14 protein-coding genes are annotated in these 17,797 nt (G+C 42.2%); 9 read left to right on the top strand and 5 right to left on the bottom strand.

From position 1 onward, the window contains the following. Positions 1-13: 13 nt before the first annotated feature. Positions 14-400: a hypothetical protein gene (locus H6G92_RS15755; protein WP_190894600.1), complete on the bottom strand. Its 387-nt coding sequence runs from the start codon at positions 398-400 to the stop codon at positions 14-16. Positions 401-640: 240 nt separating this feature from the next. Here H6G92_RS15755 and H6G92_RS15750 point away from each other — a divergent pair, with 240 nt between their 5' ends. After that, a complete protein-coding gene (locus tag H6G92_RS15750) occupies positions 641-3,184 on the top strand; it encodes a DEAD/DEAH box helicase family protein (protein ID WP_199344842.1) in 2,544 nt (847 codons plus the stop codon). 151 nt (positions 3,185-3,335) lie between these two features. On the opposite strand, the gene H6G92_RS15745 is transcribed toward H6G92_RS15750, so the two are convergent. From H6G92_RS15745 to H6G92_RS15735, 3 genes are all read right to left on the bottom strand, one after another. After that, the gene (locus H6G92_RS15745; RefSeq protein WP_012407317.1) at positions 3,336-3,686 is read right to left on the bottom strand and encodes a DUF1257 domain-containing protein; all 351 of its coding nucleotides are present in this window, start codon (positions 3,684-3,686) and stop codon (positions 3,336-3,338) included. 139 nt (positions 3,687-3,825) lie between these two features. Beyond that, a complete protein-coding gene (gene ycf46 / locus H6G92_RS15740; RefSeq protein WP_190894599.1) occupies positions 3,826-5,337 on the bottom strand; it encodes a stress-responsive protein Ycf46 in 1,512 nt (503 codons plus the stop codon). A 96-nt stretch (positions 5,338-5,433) separates the two neighbouring features. After that, positions 5,434-5,787: a hypothetical protein gene (locus H6G92_RS15735; protein ID WP_190894598.1), complete on the bottom strand. Its 354-nt coding sequence runs from the start codon at positions 5,785-5,787 to the stop codon at positions 5,434-5,436. Positions 5,788-6,266: 479 nt separating this feature from the next. Here H6G92_RS15735 and H6G92_RS15730 point away from each other — a divergent pair, with 479 nt between their 5' ends. From H6G92_RS15730 to H6G92_RS15710, 5 genes are all read left to right on the top strand, one after another. Further along, entirely contained in the window at positions 6,267-6,797 is a 531-nt protein-coding gene (locus H6G92_RS15730) for a hypothetical protein (protein ID WP_190894597.1), read from the top strand. A gap of 170 nt (positions 6,798-6,967) precedes the next feature. Beyond that, a complete protein-coding gene (locus H6G92_RS15725; RefSeq protein WP_190894684.1) occupies positions 6,968-8,122 on the top strand; it encodes an NAD-dependent epimerase/dehydratase family protein in 1,155 nt (384 codons plus the stop codon). Positions 8,123-8,189: 67 nt separating this feature from the next. Beyond that, on the top strand, positions 8,190-8,363 hold the full coding sequence (locus H6G92_RS15720; protein ID WP_190894596.1) for a hypothetical protein: 174 nt from the start codon (positions 8,190-8,192) through the stop codon (positions 8,361-8,363). Between the two features lie 34 nt (positions 8,364-8,397). Continuing rightward, on the top strand, positions 8,398-9,528 hold the full coding sequence (locus tag H6G92_RS15715; RefSeq protein ID WP_190894595.1) for a glycosyltransferase family 4 protein: 1,131 nt from the start codon (positions 8,398-8,400) through the stop codon (positions 9,526-9,528). Positions 9,529-9,726: 198 nt separating this feature from the next. Beyond that, complete coding sequence (locus H6G92_RS15710) at positions 9,727-12,324, top strand: GAF domain-containing protein (RefSeq protein ID WP_190894594.1); 2,598 nt, start codon at positions 9,727-9,729, stop codon at positions 12,322-12,324. A gap of 53 nt (positions 12,325-12,377) precedes the next feature. On the opposite strand, the gene H6G92_RS15705 is transcribed toward H6G92_RS15710, so the two are convergent. Beyond that, positions 12,378-12,653 (bottom strand): DUF7219 family protein, encoded by a 276-nt coding sequence (locus tag H6G92_RS15705; protein WP_190894593.1) that lies wholly within the window; start codon positions 12,651-12,653, stop codon positions 12,378-12,380. Between the two features lie 670 nt (positions 12,654-13,323). On the opposite strand from H6G92_RS15705, the gene purC reads away from it, so the two are divergent. The 3 genes from purC (at position 13,324) to lpxC (ending at position 17,774) form a co-directional block, all read left to right on the top strand. Beyond that, positions 13,324-14,061, top strand: a complete 738-nt coding sequence (gene purC, locus H6G92_RS15700; RefSeq protein ID WP_190894592.1) for a phosphoribosylaminoimidazolesuccinocarboxamide synthase — start codon at positions 13,324-13,326, stop codon at positions 14,059-14,061. Between the two features lie 176 nt (positions 14,062-14,237). Continuing rightward, positions 14,238-16,721 (top strand): BamA/TamA family outer membrane protein, encoded by a 2,484-nt coding sequence (locus H6G92_RS15695; RefSeq protein WP_190894591.1) that lies wholly within the window; start codon positions 14,238-14,240, stop codon positions 16,719-16,721. A 204-nt stretch (positions 16,722-16,925) separates the two neighbouring features. Further along, the gene (lpxC, locus tag H6G92_RS15690; protein ID WP_190894590.1) at positions 16,926-17,774 is read left to right on the top strand and encodes a UDP-3-O-acyl-N-acetylglucosamine deacetylase; all 849 of its coding nucleotides are present in this window, start codon (positions 16,926-16,928) and stop codon (positions 17,772-17,774) included. Positions 17,775-17,797 lie beyond the last annotated feature (23 nt).

Genomic DNA, 17,797 nt, shown 5'->3' with positions numbered 1-17,797 from the left:
GGATTCTGACTCACTAACTTAAAGGTTCAATCAACCCACGTTTTACAGCTTCGCTTAACGCAGTGGCTTTTCTTAAAAGTCCTTCTTGATAGACCTGCATCAAGGTTTGTAATTCTGAGCGATCGCTTTCAGTAAGAGTCCCTGATTGTTGGCGATCGAGCAGTTCGCTTAACCGGGCATCTTGTCCTGCTTCCATTTGCAGTTCGGTCAGCACTAGGACTTGTTCATCAGAAAGGACAGAGACAGGTTCAAGATCGCTAATGTCTCTACTAACGGGCGGAATTGAAAGTTGAATGGTATCTACTAAAATACTGGCAACATCACGATTTGCCAACCGGGCAAAGCGTTCTGCACGTTGGTAAATATCGTCTGGCAGGGTAATGATGATTTGGGTACTCATAGCTCTTATAAATACTCCTCTCTATTCTCACTTGCAATTAGTAATTATGTGTTTCAGGCTCACAAAAACTAAAAATGTAAGTTATGGGCACTGTGCAGAGAAAGGTTATTACTCAGGTTTGTTTTAGATTTAAGTCAGGTTTGGTAGAAAAAATTTAAAGGCATGAGAGTTTGAAGCATACATTATGGGCAAACTAACCTAGTGGTCAAATAGTCTCTATATCACTAGGAAAATACTATAATGCACCAACCCATCAATTACAAATCTATCAATCTTGATCAATTAAGAGATCAATCTGCTAACTACCACTCTAAAATACCCTTCCAGCATCAAATTGAGGCATTTGAAGCCCTGAGTAAAACATTTAAATTTGATAGTGAAAAACCAGGTAGTGGAATTTTAGTACTTCCTACAGGTGCTGGCAAGACATTTACGGCTGTCAGATGGTTATCTGACCATGTAATCCCTAAAAATATTAAAATTCTTTGGTTAGCTCCTTCATTTTACCTCTTGGATCAAGCATACGATACCTTTGAAAAAGGTGCTAAGGATATTCCAGAGCCAAAGAAAACGTTAAATATTCGGTGCGTTTCTAGTAATCCTTCTCATGCCAAAGCCCCATCTATACAACTGACTGATGATATTGTCATCATGACAATACAAACAGCGATCAATAATTTACATCCTGATGCTGTAGACACGATGGGTAATAAATTCGAGACAGCGTTCAGAAAATTTATTGATAGTTGTAGAGAAACAGGACTTTTTGTAGTAGTTGATGAAGCTCATCACTCACCAGCCTATGGTTGCAGAAACTTATTAATTGGTGAAAAAGATTCTGCTTTAGGACTTCGAGGTTTACTCCCAGGATTACATCTATTAGGGCTAACAGCTACACCAACTTATAATGATAAGGCTAGAAGGGGTTGGCTTTGGAAAATATTTGAGAATGAAATTATTTATGAAGCTAAAAAAGAAAGTTTAATATTACAAGGAGTTCTGGCTAGACCTAATTATATTGAAGTAGCAACGGGGAAAGAATTAGAAGTTGATGATAAATTATACGATCGGCTAGTTAAGCAACATCAAGACCTCCCAGAATCAATTATTGAAAAACTTGCAAGTGATAAACAGAGAAACAATTTTATAGTACATACTTATGTATCAAATAAAGATGCTTATGGTAAAACCATTATCTTTGCTGATCGTTGGTTTCAATGTGTTTATATAAAAGAAAAGCTTCTCGGGAAGGGTATTAAAGTAGACGCAATTTATTCACAGATAGATGCCGATCCCGGCTCTGCTGAAGCACGAAACAAACGTACTCAAAGTGATAATCAAAGGATTTTGGATGAATTTAAGAATGGTAAGCTTGATGTTTTAATCAATGTACGAATGTTAACAGAAGGAGCTGACGTTCCTAGCGTTCAAACTGTATTTATTACTCGTCAAACAACAAGCTCTATCTTGATGACTCAAATGATTGGTAGAGCATTACGGGGCGAAAAAGTAGGAGGTAGTGCTGAGGCGAATGTCGTTCTATTCTTCGATGACTGGAAACGTTTAGTTGATTGGGCTAACCCAAAAGATGGCGATACTATAGATAAACCAAAACTCTCTCTAAAAGGATATCATCCATTTGAATATATTTCTATTCGTCTAGTTGAAGAATTATCAAAGTCAATTGAGAGTAGTGGAGATTATCAAATAGTATTCTCAAAAATATGCCCTATTGGTTGGTATAAAACTGAAATTGTGTATGCTGACGCTGACAATAAACATGAATCAATGGAATCATTTACTGAATTTGTCATGGTATATGAACATACAAAATCAAAATTTGATTCATTTATTCTCTTTATTAGTTCTACAAACTTATTAGATGAATGGTCTAAAGAATATCTTGATGATAAATGGATGCAGTCTCAAGTCCAACAATGGATAAGTGACGGGTTTGAACGCAAAACTGACAATATTGGTGAAAAGCTTGATTCAGATTTAATTAAGATTGTTCGCCACATTGCTCAAAATCAATCTGTACCTATATACCATCCATTTGAGGAAAGAGAACTGTATGACTTAGATAAGATTGCTTATAAAGTAATTGATCTTCCATCTCGCTTAAAATACGAATATTTAAGCAAGGAGTTTTCTCAACCTGAAACATTGTGGAAAGTTTTTTACAAAAGCTTGATTCGATTTGAAACAGCCGTTGACGCAGCAATTAGAAACATTATTAATCCTAAGCCTGAAGGTGAAATTACTCCACTTGTGATTCTTACACCAGAAAGAGGAGTCAAAGAACTAAACGAAGTAGAAAAAGAAGAAGTTAAAAAACGAGACGGGTATGCTTGTCTCTGTTGTGGAGTCAATACCAAAGGTAAATTACAAATCGATCATATTAAACCGTTTTCTATGGGTGGTGAAACATCTAAAGAAAACTCACAAACTCTGTGTGTTACTTGCAATAGATGTAAAGGCCAGAATGAAATTGATTTTCGGTGTAATACAACAAAATTGATTAATCCAAAAAATCTTGATTTATCATTTACATCAGAAGGTGAAAAGGCTATAAAGGCTCTAACAAGAGTAGTTAACTTCTTTTACCATTGCAAAGCAGTTTCCAAAATTGATTGGGAGGTATATACTTACACTTACAACATATATTTGTACCCTAGTAACAATCCTGAATGGTTGCTTAAACATAAAGCAGAACTTCTTAAATTAATTAAAAATAAGCTTGGTTGTCATGCTGAATACATCAATGTTAGTACGATGAAATAAAATTACTAATTTGAAATTAGTTTGAAATTAGTATTGACTAGACTCATCAAAAATCGGGACTGAGAAATACATCTCAGTCCCGATAAAAAAGCGGGCTAACCGCTATTTATATGGTTAACCCGTGCAGCTTTGGGAACGCGCAGAGAAATTGTTATTGCAATACCAACTTCACATTGGCGTTTTGCAGACCGCGCTGTTTTACTTCAGCCAAAGTTTTGTTAACGGCATACTTTTGGTTGATTGAGTTAATCAACTCGGTTTGGTTGTGCTTCTTAGCAACGCCCCACAGGTCAGCGATTAGGTCAAAGGAACCATCGCTATTGCGAGACCAGCCGAGGTCATATTCGCCATCCAACATAGCAACGATGTCAGAACGGACACGCTGACCGTTATAACCACGGACATCAGCTTCAGTCTTTACGCTGATACCGAGGTCGCGCAAGGAAGCCTTGAGGATTTCGGCATCGGTGATTTTGGTACGCAGGGTGCTAAAGTGAGACATTTGGGTTTCCTCCAATGAGAAGATTGAGAAAAACGACAACGGTTTGTTTTGGGCGAAGCCGCGTTAGCAGGATGCGGCTTTTTTTTTAACTGCTAGCATTCAGAGCTAGCCTTTCCCCCTGGGATGGCAGAGGAAAGCTTTAGAACTCCATTCGCTGATATTCAGCTACGGAGGATGCTGCGGGGCGTGCACGCTGTCTGGCCCAATCTCTCAGAGCCGTTACTTGTTCTTGCATCGTTCGAGACAGCGGCAATGTTGCCTTCAGTGCAGCAATAATATCTAGTTGGGTGAACTCCCGATCTTGGGCAAAAGCTTCATACATTGCCGCAACGATCGCTTGCTCAACTTCTGCCCCAGAAAAGCCATCAGACATCTTGGCTAGTTGCTCAAGGTCAAATCGAGAGATGTCTTCACGGCGCTTGGTCAGGTGGATATTGAAAATATCCTGCCGTTCTTCTGGTGTTGGCAGATCCACAAAGAAAATTTCATCAAAGCGTCCTTTCCTCAGAAACTCGCCAGGTAAGCGTTCTACTCGATTGGCGGTTGCCATGACAAACACTGGAGATTTCTTATCTTGCATCCATGTGAGGAAAGAGCCGAAGATTCTACTTGAAGTCCCCCCATCAGAATCGGAGGAACCTCCACTACCAGCAAAAGATTTATCTAATTCATCGATAAACAAAATCGCTGGGGAAATAGATTCTGCTGTTTTCAGGGCGTTTCGCAAGTTTGCCTCACTTCGTCCCACCATTGAGCCGTCGTAGACTCGCCCCATATCTAACCGCAACAGTGGTAAACCCCACAGTCGGGAAGTAGTTTTGGCAATTAATGACTTACCACAACCGGGAACCCCTAGAATTAACATCCCCTTTGGTTGAGGCAAACCATATTCTCTCGCTCTTTCTGTAAAAGCGTTAGAACGTTGCTTGAGCCATCTTTTTAACTCTTCTAAGCCACCTACAGCATCAATGGTTTCATCTTCTTCAATGTATTCTAAGATTCCATTGCGCCGAATTAGTTGCTTTTTCTCAGATAAAACGATATCTACTTCATCTTCCGTCAAACGCCCTGTAGTTACCTGCGCCTTTCGGTAGACTTTCTCAGCTTCATCTTTAGTTAGACCTAAAGCTGCTCTCAGAAGCTTTTCTCTGGCTTCTGTTGTCAACCGCCGACCACGATTTTGGTCTACGTGCTGAGTTAGTACTTTATTCAACTCTGCCATATCTGGCAGTGTAAAGTCGATAACAACAACTTCTTTTTCTAACTCTATAGGTACTTGCTGCATCGGCGACATCAAAATGATGTTCTTTTGCGTACCTTTAAAGCTAGCGATCGCATCACGTAACGATCTGTTTGTTGCAGGCGCATCAATAAAGGGGTGTAAATCTTTAAGAATAAATATACTAGGTTCTTTCTGCCGGATTATCCACTCAATCGCCGCCTCTGGAGACACCGTATTATGTTGGGTGACATTCCGAGGTTGACCATACTCCACAATGCCGTGTGTTACTGTCCAAACAAATACTCGGCGCTGGGGCTTTAACAACTGGGCGATCGTGGAAACTGCTTGCTCAGCCCGCTCTTCCTCGGAGGTCACAAGGTAGATTAAAGGGTATTGAGCTTGAATTAGGATATTGAGCTCTTCTTTCATACATCGACCTACTTGAGACCTTATAGAGACAGTAGAGACATTGCTTCTGGTAAAGACAACCGAATTATGAATTATTTATTCATGATTCCTATTTATCTAGCAAGGAACTAACTCTTCCTCACCCTTGGGATTGGTTTCATCTTCATCCATTTCATCAATGGAAAGATGTTCTTGACCAACTACCCCTGGTTGATTGCCTAAAGTAACCAGTTCCCCATCACGTAAGACTAGCGAGCTATCACAAGTTGGGCATGAATAAACTCTATGAGTCCGCCCATAAGAAGAATCTTCTAACTCGTCAACTAATTCTGAATGGGACAGGTAAAAACCAAGGGCACGTTCGGCAAGTTCTGACATTGGCTCAGAATCTACTGCTGAACGAATCTTCAGTTTTCTGTGCAACTCTGGCGATAAATACAAAGTGACCTTTTGCTTAGTTTGCGTTTGCATATAACTCTTTAACGGTCTTACCCGGGTATGAATATCAAGGTATCGGTTCTTTTCTTGCTTGTCAAGACAGCAAAACGTTTTGACGCTAGTTTTGTTACATTTTTTTACATTAGAGGCGGAAATACAGTTGGGTATTGTCTTTTTACCAGGGCCAGCACTTTTGCCACATATCCTTAAAAGTCTTTTATCAAAGCTGTTTAAAAAACCAACAGGAATTAATAACTTGGGTGTGTGATCTTCTGGTTAAGGGAGCAGCTAAGATTTCTACCAGAACATGAATTAGCGATCGCTAATTTAATGATTGCCTGAGTTGGCTTATTTTTTCACTATTTGTAGCGTAAGCGGATTAAAGTTGAACACCTTTCCGGTTGTAAACAACTGATATCCACAAGAGATGCCAGCGAATGACACCAGCATAGAAAAAAGTGATACAGAGCCTTCTATAAAAATCAGTAACTTTGGCAAAATGTGTAATGTAAATGGCTACTGCTAATAAAACCTGTAGTTTGGGACGAAGAATTTATAGGTTTGCCGCCAGCGTTAGCGGAGTTATTGCGCTGTTAGTAATGCTGTGGGGTTGTACTGCAAATGATTTTAACGCCGGAGCGATCGCCTGGAAAACTTACAGTAACTCTCGTTACGGCTTTGAATTTCCATATCCAAGTAACTGGACTTCTTTAGCTGCCCCAGAAAATGATGATGGAATTGCGTTTATTTCACCACAGGATAACTCCGTGGAAATTCGGGGGTGGGCAAGTCAGCAGCCACCAAATTCGATTGTTACAGAACAAAAGTCTGCGAAAAAGATAAATTCCAACTTTCAGACCGCCCAAGGAGTATCTGGGGTAATGGTTGTAGAAGTTGATGAAGGAGTAGGTTCGATGACACTGACACTAATTCATAGTCAAGTAAAATACTACTGGCGGGGACGAAGCAAGAGCCAAGAATTTCAAAATTACTATCGTTTGTTTTATTACATTGCCGAGCAGTATCAGATTTCCAAGTTTTAAGGAATTGGGTATTGGGTATAATTATTTTCTTTGTCCCCCTTGTTCCCCTTGTCCTCCTTGTCTCCCCACTCCTTCCCCAGATGCCTAAATCCATATCTCTCTCAGAATGATGATTGAGAGGGTACAGAAACCTGATAGATTTAGCTATCAGCGAGTAAAAACTGGTGAAGATGAAAGTCCTGGTTATTGGTGGTGATGGATATTGCGGTTGGGCAACTGCTCTTTACCTTTCCAATCGAGGTTATGAAGTTGGAATTTTAGATAGTTTGGTGCGGCGGCACTGGGATAATGAACTAGGTGTCGAAACTCTCACTCCGATCGCACTAATTCAGCAACGTCTCCAGCGCTGGCAAGATTTGACGGGTAAATCTATCGATTTGTTCATCGGCGATATTACTAATTACGAATTTCTCCATAAAACATTACAGCAATTTCAGCCAAATGCTCTGGTGCATTTTGGTGAACAGCGTTCGGCCCCATTTTCCATGATTGACCGAGAACATGCAGTTGTTACCCAGGTCAATAATGTAGTTGGTACGTTGAACTTGCTGTACGCCATGCGGGAAGATTTCCCCGACTGTCATTTAGTGAAGCTGGGGACGATGGGTGAATACGGTACACCCAACATTGACATCGAAGAAGGGTATATCACCATTGAACACAATGGACGCAAAGATACCCTACCTTATCCCAAGCAGCCTGGGTCAATGTACCATTTAAGCAAAGTTCATGATAGTCATAACATCCACTTTGCTTGCCGGATTTGGGGATTGCGGGCAACGGATTTAAATCAGGGTGTAGTTTATGGCGTCTTAACCGAAGAAACGGGGATGGACGAACTATTGATTAATCGGCTTGATTACGATGGTGTGTTTGGTACTGCACTAAACCGCTTTTGTATTCAAGCAGCTATTGGACATCCCTTAACTGTCTACGGTAAAGGCGGACAAACTCGCGGATTTTTGGATATTCGGGATACAGTACGATGTGTGGAATTAGCGATCGCTAACCCTGCCGAAGCTGGTGAATTCCGCGTATTTAACCAATTTACCGAGCAATTCAGCGTCGGCGACTTGGCATTGATGGTGAAAAAAGCTGGTAACACTATGGGATTGAATGTAGAAATCAATCACCTAGATAATCCCAGAGTCGAGAAAGAAGAACATTACTTCAACGCTAAAAACACTAAATTGCTCGATTTAGGTTTAGAGCCACATTTGCTCTCTGATTCTTTGCTCGATTCTCTGTTAAACTTTGCGATCAAGTATCAGAAACGAGTTGATCACAAACAAATTCTGCCCAAAGTCTCTTGGCATAGAACTTAGGATAACTGGCTTAAAAATGGTCGTCATATTTTGGCACAATATGACGACTATTTAATTGTGATTTATCATGCATAAAGCGCTATTCAGTTTAAGATTACGTAATCAACTATTAGCTGCTTACATCGAGGACATCTCAGACTTTGGACAAAAGCAGGGGCAAAACATTAAGTCTGGCTGTGCAGAATTGATTACAGTGCAGGAGACAGTTTACTCTGTGTTTGTTAGCAAAATAGATTCTTAAGCTGAGATTATTTGCCTGTACTGAATAGTTTTATATGAGAATTGCTCTATTTACCGAAACCTTTTTACCCAAGGTTGACGGCATTGTAACGCGCCTGCGCCATACTGTTGACCATTTACAGCGTAATGGTAATCAAGTGCTGGTGATTGCGCCTGATGGAGGCATCACAGAACACAAAGGCGCTAAAGTTTATGGCGTTACTGGCTTTCCTCTGCCATTGTATCCAGAATTGAAAATGGCACTTCCCCGCCCAGCCATTGGGTACGCCTTAGAAGAGTTCAAGCCAGATGTTATCCATGTTGTGAATCCAGCAGTTTTAGGTTTGTCTGGGATATTTTATAGCAAAATCCTCAAAATACCCTTAGTAGCGTCTTACCATACGCATTTACCCCAATATCTCCAGCATTACGGCTTGGGGATGCTGGAAGGTTTTCTTTGGGAACTGCTGAAAGGCGCTCATAATCAAGCAGCTTTAAATCTGTGTACCTCGACAGCAATGGTGGAGGAACTGACAGCACATGGTATTGAACGTGTAGATTTATGGCAACGCGGGGTAGATACTGAGTTATTTCACCCCGATTTAGCTAGTGTAGAGATGCGATCGCGCCTATCAAAAAATCATCCAGAAAGTCCATTACTACTTTACGTGGGGCGGCTTTCCGCTGAAAAAGAAATTGAGCGCATCAAACCAATTTTAGAAGCAATTCCTGAAGCGCGGTTGGCATTGGTTGGGGATGGGCCCCACCGTCAAGCATTGCAAAAACACTTTGCTGGCACAAACACTTATTTTGTTGGATATCTCATGGGGCAAGAATTAGGTTCTGCCTTTGCGAGTGCTGATGCCTTTATCTTTCCTTCGCGTACAGAAACACTAGGCTTAGTACTACTAGAAGCAATGGCAGCTGGTTGTCCGGTAGTAGCAGCTCGTTCTGGGGGAATTCCTGATATTGTGACAGATGGTGTAAATGGATATCTTTTTGAGCCAACAGCAGATGTTCAAGGAGCGATCGCTGCTACTATTCGCCTCTTAGAACAAAAACAACAACGAGACATCATCCGTCAAAATGCTCGGCAGGAAGCAGAGAGTTGGGGTTGGCCATCTGCCACCAAACAGCTACAAGATTATTACCAAAAGGTGATATTTTCTCAACAGTTGACAAAATAGGGGAGTGGGGAATGGGTAGAGACGCGATTAATCGCGTCTATCGGGAGATGAGGGAGACAAGGGGGACAAAGAACATAACCATGCCCCATGCCCAAAATCTAAAATTCCCATGACTGAAAGAGACTCATGATATAAACCCATTTATTTATGGGGATTATTGATTTTGAATTTTGAATTTTGAATTCGGAGCGAAGCGACGTGACACTCCCCAATCCTGGCAGCGTCTTGGCTACATTAACTGAACTTACTCAAGTTAATCGTACTCACGCTCTACTGCGTCGTGTTAAAGACTTATCTGTTAATGAATTTGTTTGCTTATTGGACTTCATAACTGCTGAGTTCCAGCAATTTCTTAGAGCCATTGAACTGATTAATAATGAAGCTCTAGAAACTATGTTGGAGAAGGTGCTAGAAGCTATCACACTCAAAATTGGTCAAATCCTGCAAGCAGAACACACAGCTATTTTTTTAGTTGACTATGACAAAGGTCAACTGTGGTCTAAAGTTCCCCAGGATAATACCCAAAAATTCTTAGAAATTCGGACTCCTATTACAGTAGGTATTCCTGGTCATGTTGCTAGCACAGGTCAATATCTAAATATATCTGAAACTTATACTCATCCCTTATTTAGCCCAGAACTTGAAAACCAAATGGGCTACAAAATACATAATATTTTATGTATGCCTGTCATCAGTAGCAAAAACCAGACTGTCGCGGTAGTGCAACTGGCTAATAAAACCGGGAATGTTCCGTTTAATTCTGATGATGAAGAACGGTTTCGAGACTTCGCTGCTTCTATTGGTATTATTCTGGAAAGTTGCCAATCTTTTTATGTAGCAGCTCGCAATCAACGAGGCGCAACGGCTTTGTTGCGGGCAACTCAGACACTAGGGCAAAGTCTCGATTTAGAAGCAACTTTGCAGATAGTTATGGAGCAAGCTCGAATTTTAATGCAAGCAGACCGCAGCACACTGTTTTTATATCGTAAGGAGATGAGCGAACTCTGGACAAAAGTGGCAGCGGCGGCAGATGGCACAAACTTGATAGAAATTCGCATTCCCGTTAACCGTGGCATTGCTGGCTATGTGGCTTCCACAGGTGAAGCCTTAAATATTTCCGATGCCTATAAAGACCCCCGCTTTGACCCGACTACAGATAGAAAAACTGGGTATGTAACTCGCAATATCCTGTGTTTGCCAGTATTTAATTCTGCAAATGAATTAATTGGGGTCACACAATTAATTAATAAGCAACAAAACAGTTTTAGCGCTTCTGATGAAGAGTTTATGCGGGCTTTTAATATCCAGGCAGGAGTTGCTTTAGAAAATGCTCGCCTGTTTGAAAATGTGCTGTTAGAAAAACAGTATCAAAAAGACATTTTACAAAGTCTTTCAGATGCTGTGATTTCTACAGATATGGCAGGACGAATTGTCACGATTAATGATGCAGCCCTGGAGTTACTAGGTTGTCCTATAAAAGACGTTAATAGCAAGAACAACAAGCTTTTGTGGGAACAAAATTTGATTGGTCGCCTAGTTTGGGAAGTTGTGCCGATTGAAAATCTTCAAATGCGGTTAGAAGATAGTTTAAAAACTGGAGCTAAACATTATGTTCCAGAGCAAAGTTTGATAGTGGGAGTTTCTCAAGTTAAGAGTGAGGAGTTAGGAGTTAAAAGTGAGACTCAACAATCAAAATTTAGAAATCAAGATTCAATCTTAGCAGTGCGCGATCGCACTAATCCCAATGTTTTCATTCCCTGGAATCTACCCCTCACTCCTCAATCTGAGTTTCTCACCGCTGATGAGGTGCAAAAATTAGAACGCAGTACGAATCTCACTGTTAATCCCCTAACTAACCCAGAAGGCGGTGTCAGAGGTGGTTTAGTAGTGCTGGAAGACATCAGCCAGGAAAAACGGATGAAAACTACCATGTCCCGCTACCTAACGCCTCATGTAGCCGAACAAGTCATGGCTCTGGGGGAAGATGCTTTGATGGTGGGTGAGCGTAAGGAAGTAACTATCTTATTTTCTGATATCCGTGGCTACACAACACTTACAGAAAATCTCGGTGCAGCTGAAGTAGTATTGCTGCTCAATCAATATTTTGAAACAATGGTGGAGGCGGTTTTTAACTACGAGGGTACTCTCGATAAATTTATTGGTGATGCTTTAATGGCGGTGTTTGGAGCGCCGCTACCGCTGACAGAAAATCATGCTTGGAGGGCTGTGCAGTCAGCGTTAGATATGCGGCAACGCTTAGAGGAATTTAACCAGCGACGAATTATCCAGGCCCAGCCACAAATTCGTATTGGTATTGGGATTAGTTCTGGGGAAGTGGTTTCGGGTAATATTGGTTCCCGCAAAAGGATGGATTACACCGTAATTGGAGATGGCGTAAATTTGAGTTCGCGTTTGGAAACGGTAACTAAGGATTATGGTTGTGATATTCTCTTAAGTGAATTTACTTACCAGCTTTGCAGCGATCGCATTTGGGTGCGCCAGTTAGATAAAATCCGAGTCAAAGGGAAACACCAGGCAGTTAATATCTACGAGTTAATTGGCGATCGTAATACTCCTTTAGATGCCAAAACCCAAGAGTTTTTATTCCACTATCATACTGGACGCGCTGCTTATTTATCGCGCAACTTCTCACAAGCGATCGCCTGTTTTGAAGCGGCCAAATGCATCCAACCCCAAGACCAAGCTGTTGATATCCACCTAGAACGTGCGCGTAATTATCAACAAACGCCGCCCCCAGAATTGTGGGATGGTGTCTGGGCAATGCTTACTAAGTAGTTTTGAGTCAAAGAGTTAGGAGTTATCAGTCCCTGCATCTTTGCGTCTCCACTTTAACCTTGAACCTCCCCCTGGTCATCCTGAAATGGGTCTTCACCAATTTTTAGCTCTTTTTTTGAGCGCTTCAACTGTTTCCATAGATCCTTTATTTGTTCGTAAGCTTCACCTGGAGGTAGTTTTCCACCTGTTTCTAGGTTGCAAATGTAGCTTACTCGTTGGGCAAATTCCTGTAGATTTGCATTAAAAACCAAGTTTTCTGGCTTTACTTGACCGTAGTAGCGACCACGAGGATAGAGAAAATCATCCTTGTTCACTATTTTGTTCTCCAATTTATTCAACTCTCCTTCTGTTTGAATATCTGAAGCTGAATCACTAGCTAACCTAATCTTTCTTTTGTCAGACTGGGGAAATCAAATCATCCAACTCCTTTTCCAATTAGTGATGCAGGAATTGGTTGATTCAGATTTTGAGACTAGAAGATGAAGCTTGAAATACTTTTGTTGTAAATGTTACAAAACAAGTTTCTGTCAAAGTAACTCAAGAGAATATTTGATTGTCCTCCCGGTTGTTAATTTCTCTCATCTTAAGTTATGCACCTCAAATTGTAGTTAACTTCAGTCGAAACCCTGAATTAGAAGCTATTAAAACACACCCGTATATTTTTGTAATTGTTTTTGCAAAAATAATTACAACTTTTTGCAGGTGAAACTACCGAGGTCAACATACTATGCACCAAAGCCAATTGTCGTCTGTTAAAAGTTAGAGATTTAGTTGTGAATCTCTAGCAGCTTTCTACTGACGATTGACCCAGAAGAGTCAATAGAGAAAGGAGCGGGTTATTCTGAGGGAAAATCTTTCCTCTCTGCACCTCTGCCCAATTACCCGCGTCCTTAGACCCTCTTAAATAATCACCAATGGCTAATAGTTAATAACTAAAGATAAAATGGTGAAGCCTCAAAGGACAACTTTTGTCCATCGCCTAAAACTTTACCTGCCACCATGTCTGTTAATTCCAAGTTATACGAAGGCAAAGCAAAAATTCTCTATACAACGGACGATCCCGAAGTCTTGTTGGCCGATTTTAAAGACGATGCCACGGCGTTTAACGCCCAAAAGCGTGGCAGTATTCAAGGGAAAGGAAAAATTAATTGTAGCATTTCCAGCCAGCTTTTTAAACAGTTGGAGGCAAATGGTATAAAGACTCACTTTATTGACAGTCCTACCCCGAATCAGATGCGGGTTAAAGCAGTAAAGATTTTACCCTTAGAAGTAGTTATCAGAAATATAGCTGCTGGCAGTCTGTGTCAGCAAACAGGGTTACCAGTGGGTACAATTCTGAAACAGCCTTTGGTTGAGTTTTATTACAAAAACGATCAGTTAGGAGATCCTTTGTTGACACGCGATCGCCTTTACCTGCTAGAACTAGCTACTGCGGAACAAGTAGACGCAATTACTCATCTAGCATTGCAAATCAACGAATTTCTCAATAACTTTTGGCAGCGGTGCGGTATTACCCTAGTAGACTTCAAACTAGAGTTTGGTTTGGACTCACGACAGCAGTTGCTCTTGGCAGACGAAATTAGCCCCGACACGTGCCGTTTGTGGGATATCGCAGAAGAGGACTCAAATCGGCGGGTAATGGACAAAGATCGCTTTCGCCGAGACTTAGGAAATGTAGAGGATGCCTACCAGGAGGTTTTACAAAGAGTGCTAAAAGCAGTAGAAACTACAAGTTAAACAGGTAAAAACCAAAAGGTAAGAAGGAATTATATTTGCCTTTTGCCTTTTGCCTTTTGCCTTGTAAAGTAAAAAAGCAAAAGAAAAAAATTATGTTTTGAGTTTTACCTTTGGCATGAGGGCATTATTGCCTTGTGATGGTGTGTGTGTGGTCGTGAAGAGGAATCATAAGTAAAATGCGTTTATCTCCCGTATTGCTAGCAGTAGTAGCAATTGCAGCCCCTTTGGGCGGTTCATTGAGTGCAAATGCAGAAACCGCCAACAGTTCAAAACAGACAACAGAAGTTTTGACACTAGAAACTAATCAGCAGCCAGAAAAGGACACTGGTCAGGGTGACTCTAGTAAAATTATAGAATCTCGGACTAATTCCACAGGGGTTATGGAGGCGGATAAATCGCGCATTGTCGCAGTTTACCCTGCCAATCCAGCAGCGATGCCTGCGGCGGGCTACGCCTACGCGGCACCAGAAGTAATAGTGCCAATCTCCACAACGTCAACAACGGCACAAACCTCTCAAATAGATCCTAGCCCTACTCAACAGCCGTCTCCGTCTCCAGACATTCCACCGCCAGAAATTCAACAACCAACGCCTTCTCCAACTCTTGAGACTACTCCAGTCCCAGAAAATGTCAATCCACCAACAACGGAACCTTTATTACCTACAACTCCCGAACCATCTACCGCTCCTGATCTTCCATTGCCCGATGGTCAACAACGAACACCTGCCCCAAGCCCAGGCACTACTCCCAGTCCCCAGAATGTTAACCCGCCGACAACTCCGGGAGACACTCAACCCAACGCAGCCCCAGAAGCCAATGACCCCCGCGTACTGGTATCGGAAGTAGTAGTTAGATCGCAAGCTGGGCAACTACCACCAGAATTGGAAGACCAAGTTTACAGAGTAATTCGTACCCAACCAGGGCGAACGACAACCCGCAGCCAACTGCAAGAAGATATTAACGCCATCTTTGGTACTGGCTTCTTCTCCAATGTTCAAGCAGCGCCAGAAGATACCCCTTTGGGAGTGCGGGTGAGCTTTGTTGTACAGCCTAACCCCGTCCTGAGCAAAGTTGAAGTGCAAGCCAATCCTGGCACTGGTGTTGCCTCCGTACTCCCAGCTAATACAGTGGATGAAGTATTTCGGGAGCAGTATGGCAAAATCCTCAACTTGCGTGACTTACAAGAAGGCATCAAGCAGTTAAACAAACGGTATCAAGACCAAGGTTATGTGCTAGCTAACGTGATTGGAGCACCACAAGTCTCTGAAAACGGAGTTGTTACCTTACAAGTAGCAGAAGGTGTAGTAGAAAACATTAGAGTCCGATTCCGCAATAAAGATGGTCAAGAGACAGACGAGAAGGGACAACCGATTCGGGGACGCACACAGGATTACATCATTACACGAGAATTGGAGTTGAAGCCAGGACAAGTATTCAATCGCAACACAGTGCAAAAAGACCTACAGCGCGTGTATGGACTGGGACTGTTTGAAGATGTGAATGTGTCCCTTGACCCTGGTACTGACCCTAGCAAAGTGGATGTAGTAGTCAATGTAGCTGAACGCAGCAGTGGTTCTATTGCAGCTGGGGCAGGGATTAGTTCTGCTAGCGGACTTTTCGGAACAGTTAGCTATCAACAGCAAAACCTGAACGGTAGGAACCAAAAACTGGGAGCGGAAGTACAAGTGGGAGAACGGGAACTTCTGTTTGACGTGCGGTTTACAGACCCCTGGATTGCGGGAGATCCTTACCGGACTTCCTACACAACCAATCTTTTTCGCCGGAGTTCCATTTCGTTGATCTTTGATGGCAAAGATCAAGATATTAGGACATTTCAAGAGGGGCAAACAGATGAAGGCGATCGCCCCCGCATTCTCCGTCTAGGTGGCGGTGTCACCTTTACCCGTCCCCTTTCCGCTAATCCTTACCAAAGTTCAGTATGGACAGCCTCAGCCGGTTTCCAGTATCAAAGAGTTTCTGCCCGTGATGCCGATGGTAACCTCAGAAGAACAGGAGCGGTTTTTGACGATAATGGGAACCGCACCAGCGGCGAAATTCCACTTAGCTTCTCTGGTTCAGGTGAAGACGATTTAGTGCTATTGCAATTAGGTGCACAGCGCGATCTCCGTAATAACCCTTTGCAACCCACTAGCGGTTCTTATCTCCGCTTTGGTGTAGATCAGTCGGTGCCTATAGGACAAGGCAACATTTTACTTACCAGATTGCGGGGTAGCTACAGCCAATATTTACCCGTCCAATTGATTAGCCTCAGCAAAGGCGCACAAACCTTAGCATTTAATCTGCAAGCAGGAACCATCCTCGGTGACTTGCCTCCCTACGAAGCCTTTACCATTGGTGGTAGCAACTCCGTTCGCGGTTATGAAGAAGGAGCATTAGGTAGTGGACGCTCTTATGTGCAAGCATCAGTTGAGTATCGGTTCCCAGTTTTTTCAGTAGTCAGCGGCGCACTATTTTTTGATATTGGCAGTGACCTGGGAACTAGTACCCAGGCAGCTGAAGTGCTCAATAAGAACGGGAGTGGCTACGGCTATGGTCTCGGTGTTCGCGTCCAGTCTCCACTGGGGCCAATTCGTATTGACTACGGTATCAACGATGACGGTGATAGCCGGATTAATTTCGGTATTGGCGAAAGATTTTAATTTGTCATTAGTCATTAGTCATTGGTCATTGGTGAATAACAAAGGACTAATGACAATTCTCTTTTCCTAATTAGCTTGCTAATTTTTACATTTACCTCAATACTGTTCCGATAAAGGGTTTAATGACATTTTTAGGGGAATATCAGGGATTCTACCAAAACAGACGATGAACAATACTAAACGACATATATTGACTTTTCGGCTATGCAACAGCACACTATAGCAGCCGAAATCATCCAAGTAGGGGTGGGACTGCATAGCGGTGTGAGTACCCAGGTGCGGATACTACCAGCTGAGGCGGGAAGTGGACGCTACTTTGTGCGGGTGGATTTACCGGATTTGCCGATCATTCCAGCCCAAGTTGGGGCAGTTAGTCACACTGTTCTCTCAACTCAGTTGGGTAAGGCTGAGATATCTGTTCGCACAGTAGAGCATTTATTGGCAGCCCTTTCGGGTATGGGTGTGGATAATGCCCGGATTGAAATTGATGGTCCAGAAGTCCCACTTTTAGATGGTTCAGCAAGTGTCTGGACAGCCAATATTGCCCAAGTTGGCTTAGTATCACAACCCGTTAACAACCAAGCCCCCTTGGTTGTTATAGAACCAATATGGGTCTATCAAGGAGATGCATTTGTATGTGCCCTCCCAGCACCAGAAACCCGCTTTAGTTATGGTATTGATTTTGACATGCCCGCCATTGGTAATCAATGGCACAGTTGGTCACTAACCGCTGAAGTAGGAAAAGCTTCTGCTAGCTTTGCTGGGGAAATTGCTCCTGCCCGTACTTTTGGGTTATTGCATCAAATTGAACACTTACAAAAAACAGGGTTAATAAAAGGTGGCAGCTTAGATAATGCACTCGTTTGTGGGCCAGAAGGCTGGCTAAATCCACCATTGAGATTTGCAAATGAGCCAGTTCGTCATAAAATCTTGGATTTAGTAGGAGATTTAAGTTTACTAGGAACTTTTCCTCGTGCTCATTTCTTGGCGTATAAAGCTAGTCACAATTTACACATTCAACTAGCTCAAAGAATTTTAGATTTGGGATTTTAGATTTTGGATTAGAACTAAAGCTT

It is taken from the genome of Nostoc foliaceum FACHB-393 (assembly GCF_014698505.1).
GTDB lineage: Bacteria > Cyanobacteriota > Cyanobacteriia > Cyanobacteriales > Nostocaceae > Nostoc > Nostoc foliaceum_A.
Note: the sequence above shows the minus strand (reverse complement) of the source record. Positions and strands in the feature narration are given on the sequence as shown.

Bases quoted from the DNA above. Each gene is read 5' to 3' on its own strand.
- H6G92_RS15745 (WP_012407317.1), bottom strand. From the start codon at position 3,686: ATGTCTCACTTTAGCACCCTGCGTACCAAAATCACCGATGCCGAAATC.
- ycf46 (WP_190894599.1), bottom strand. From the start codon at position 5,337: ATGAAAGAAGAGCTCAATATCCTAATTCAAGCTCAATACCCTTTAATC.
- lpxC (WP_190894590.1), top strand. From the start codon at position 16,926: ATGCAACAGCACACTATAGCAGCCGAAATCATCCAAGTAGGGGTGGGA.
- H6G92_RS15735 (WP_190894598.1), bottom strand. From the start codon at position 5,787: ATGCAAACGCAAACTAAGCAAAAGGTCACTTTGTATTTATCGCCAGAG.
- H6G92_RS15695 (WP_190894591.1), top strand. From the start codon at position 14,238: ATGCGTTTATCTCCCGTATTGCTAGCAGTAGTAGCAATTGCAGCCCCT.
- H6G92_RS15730 (WP_190894597.1), top strand. From the start codon at position 6,267: ATGGCTACTGCTAATAAAACCTGTAGTTTGGGACGAAGAATTTATAGG.
- H6G92_RS15720 (WP_190894596.1), top strand. From the start codon at position 8,190: ATGCATAAAGCGCTATTCAGTTTAAGATTACGTAATCAACTATTAGCT.
- H6G92_RS15725 (WP_190894684.1), top strand. From the start codon at position 6,968: ATGAAAGTCCTGGTTATTGGTGGTGATGGATATTGCGGTTGGGCAACT.
- H6G92_RS15750 (WP_199344842.1), top strand. From the start codon at position 641: ATGCACCAACCCATCAATTACAAATCTATCAATCTTGATCAATTAAGA.
- H6G92_RS15755 (WP_190894600.1), bottom strand. From the start codon at position 400: ATGAGTACCCAAATCATCATTACCCTGCCAGACGATATTTACCAACGT.
- purC (WP_190894592.1), top strand. From the start codon at position 13,324: ATGTCTGTTAATTCCAAGTTATACGAAGGCAAAGCAAAAATTCTCTAT.
- H6G92_RS15715 (WP_190894595.1), top strand. From the start codon at position 8,398: ATGAGAATTGCTCTATTTACCGAAACCTTTTTACCCAAGGTTGACGGC.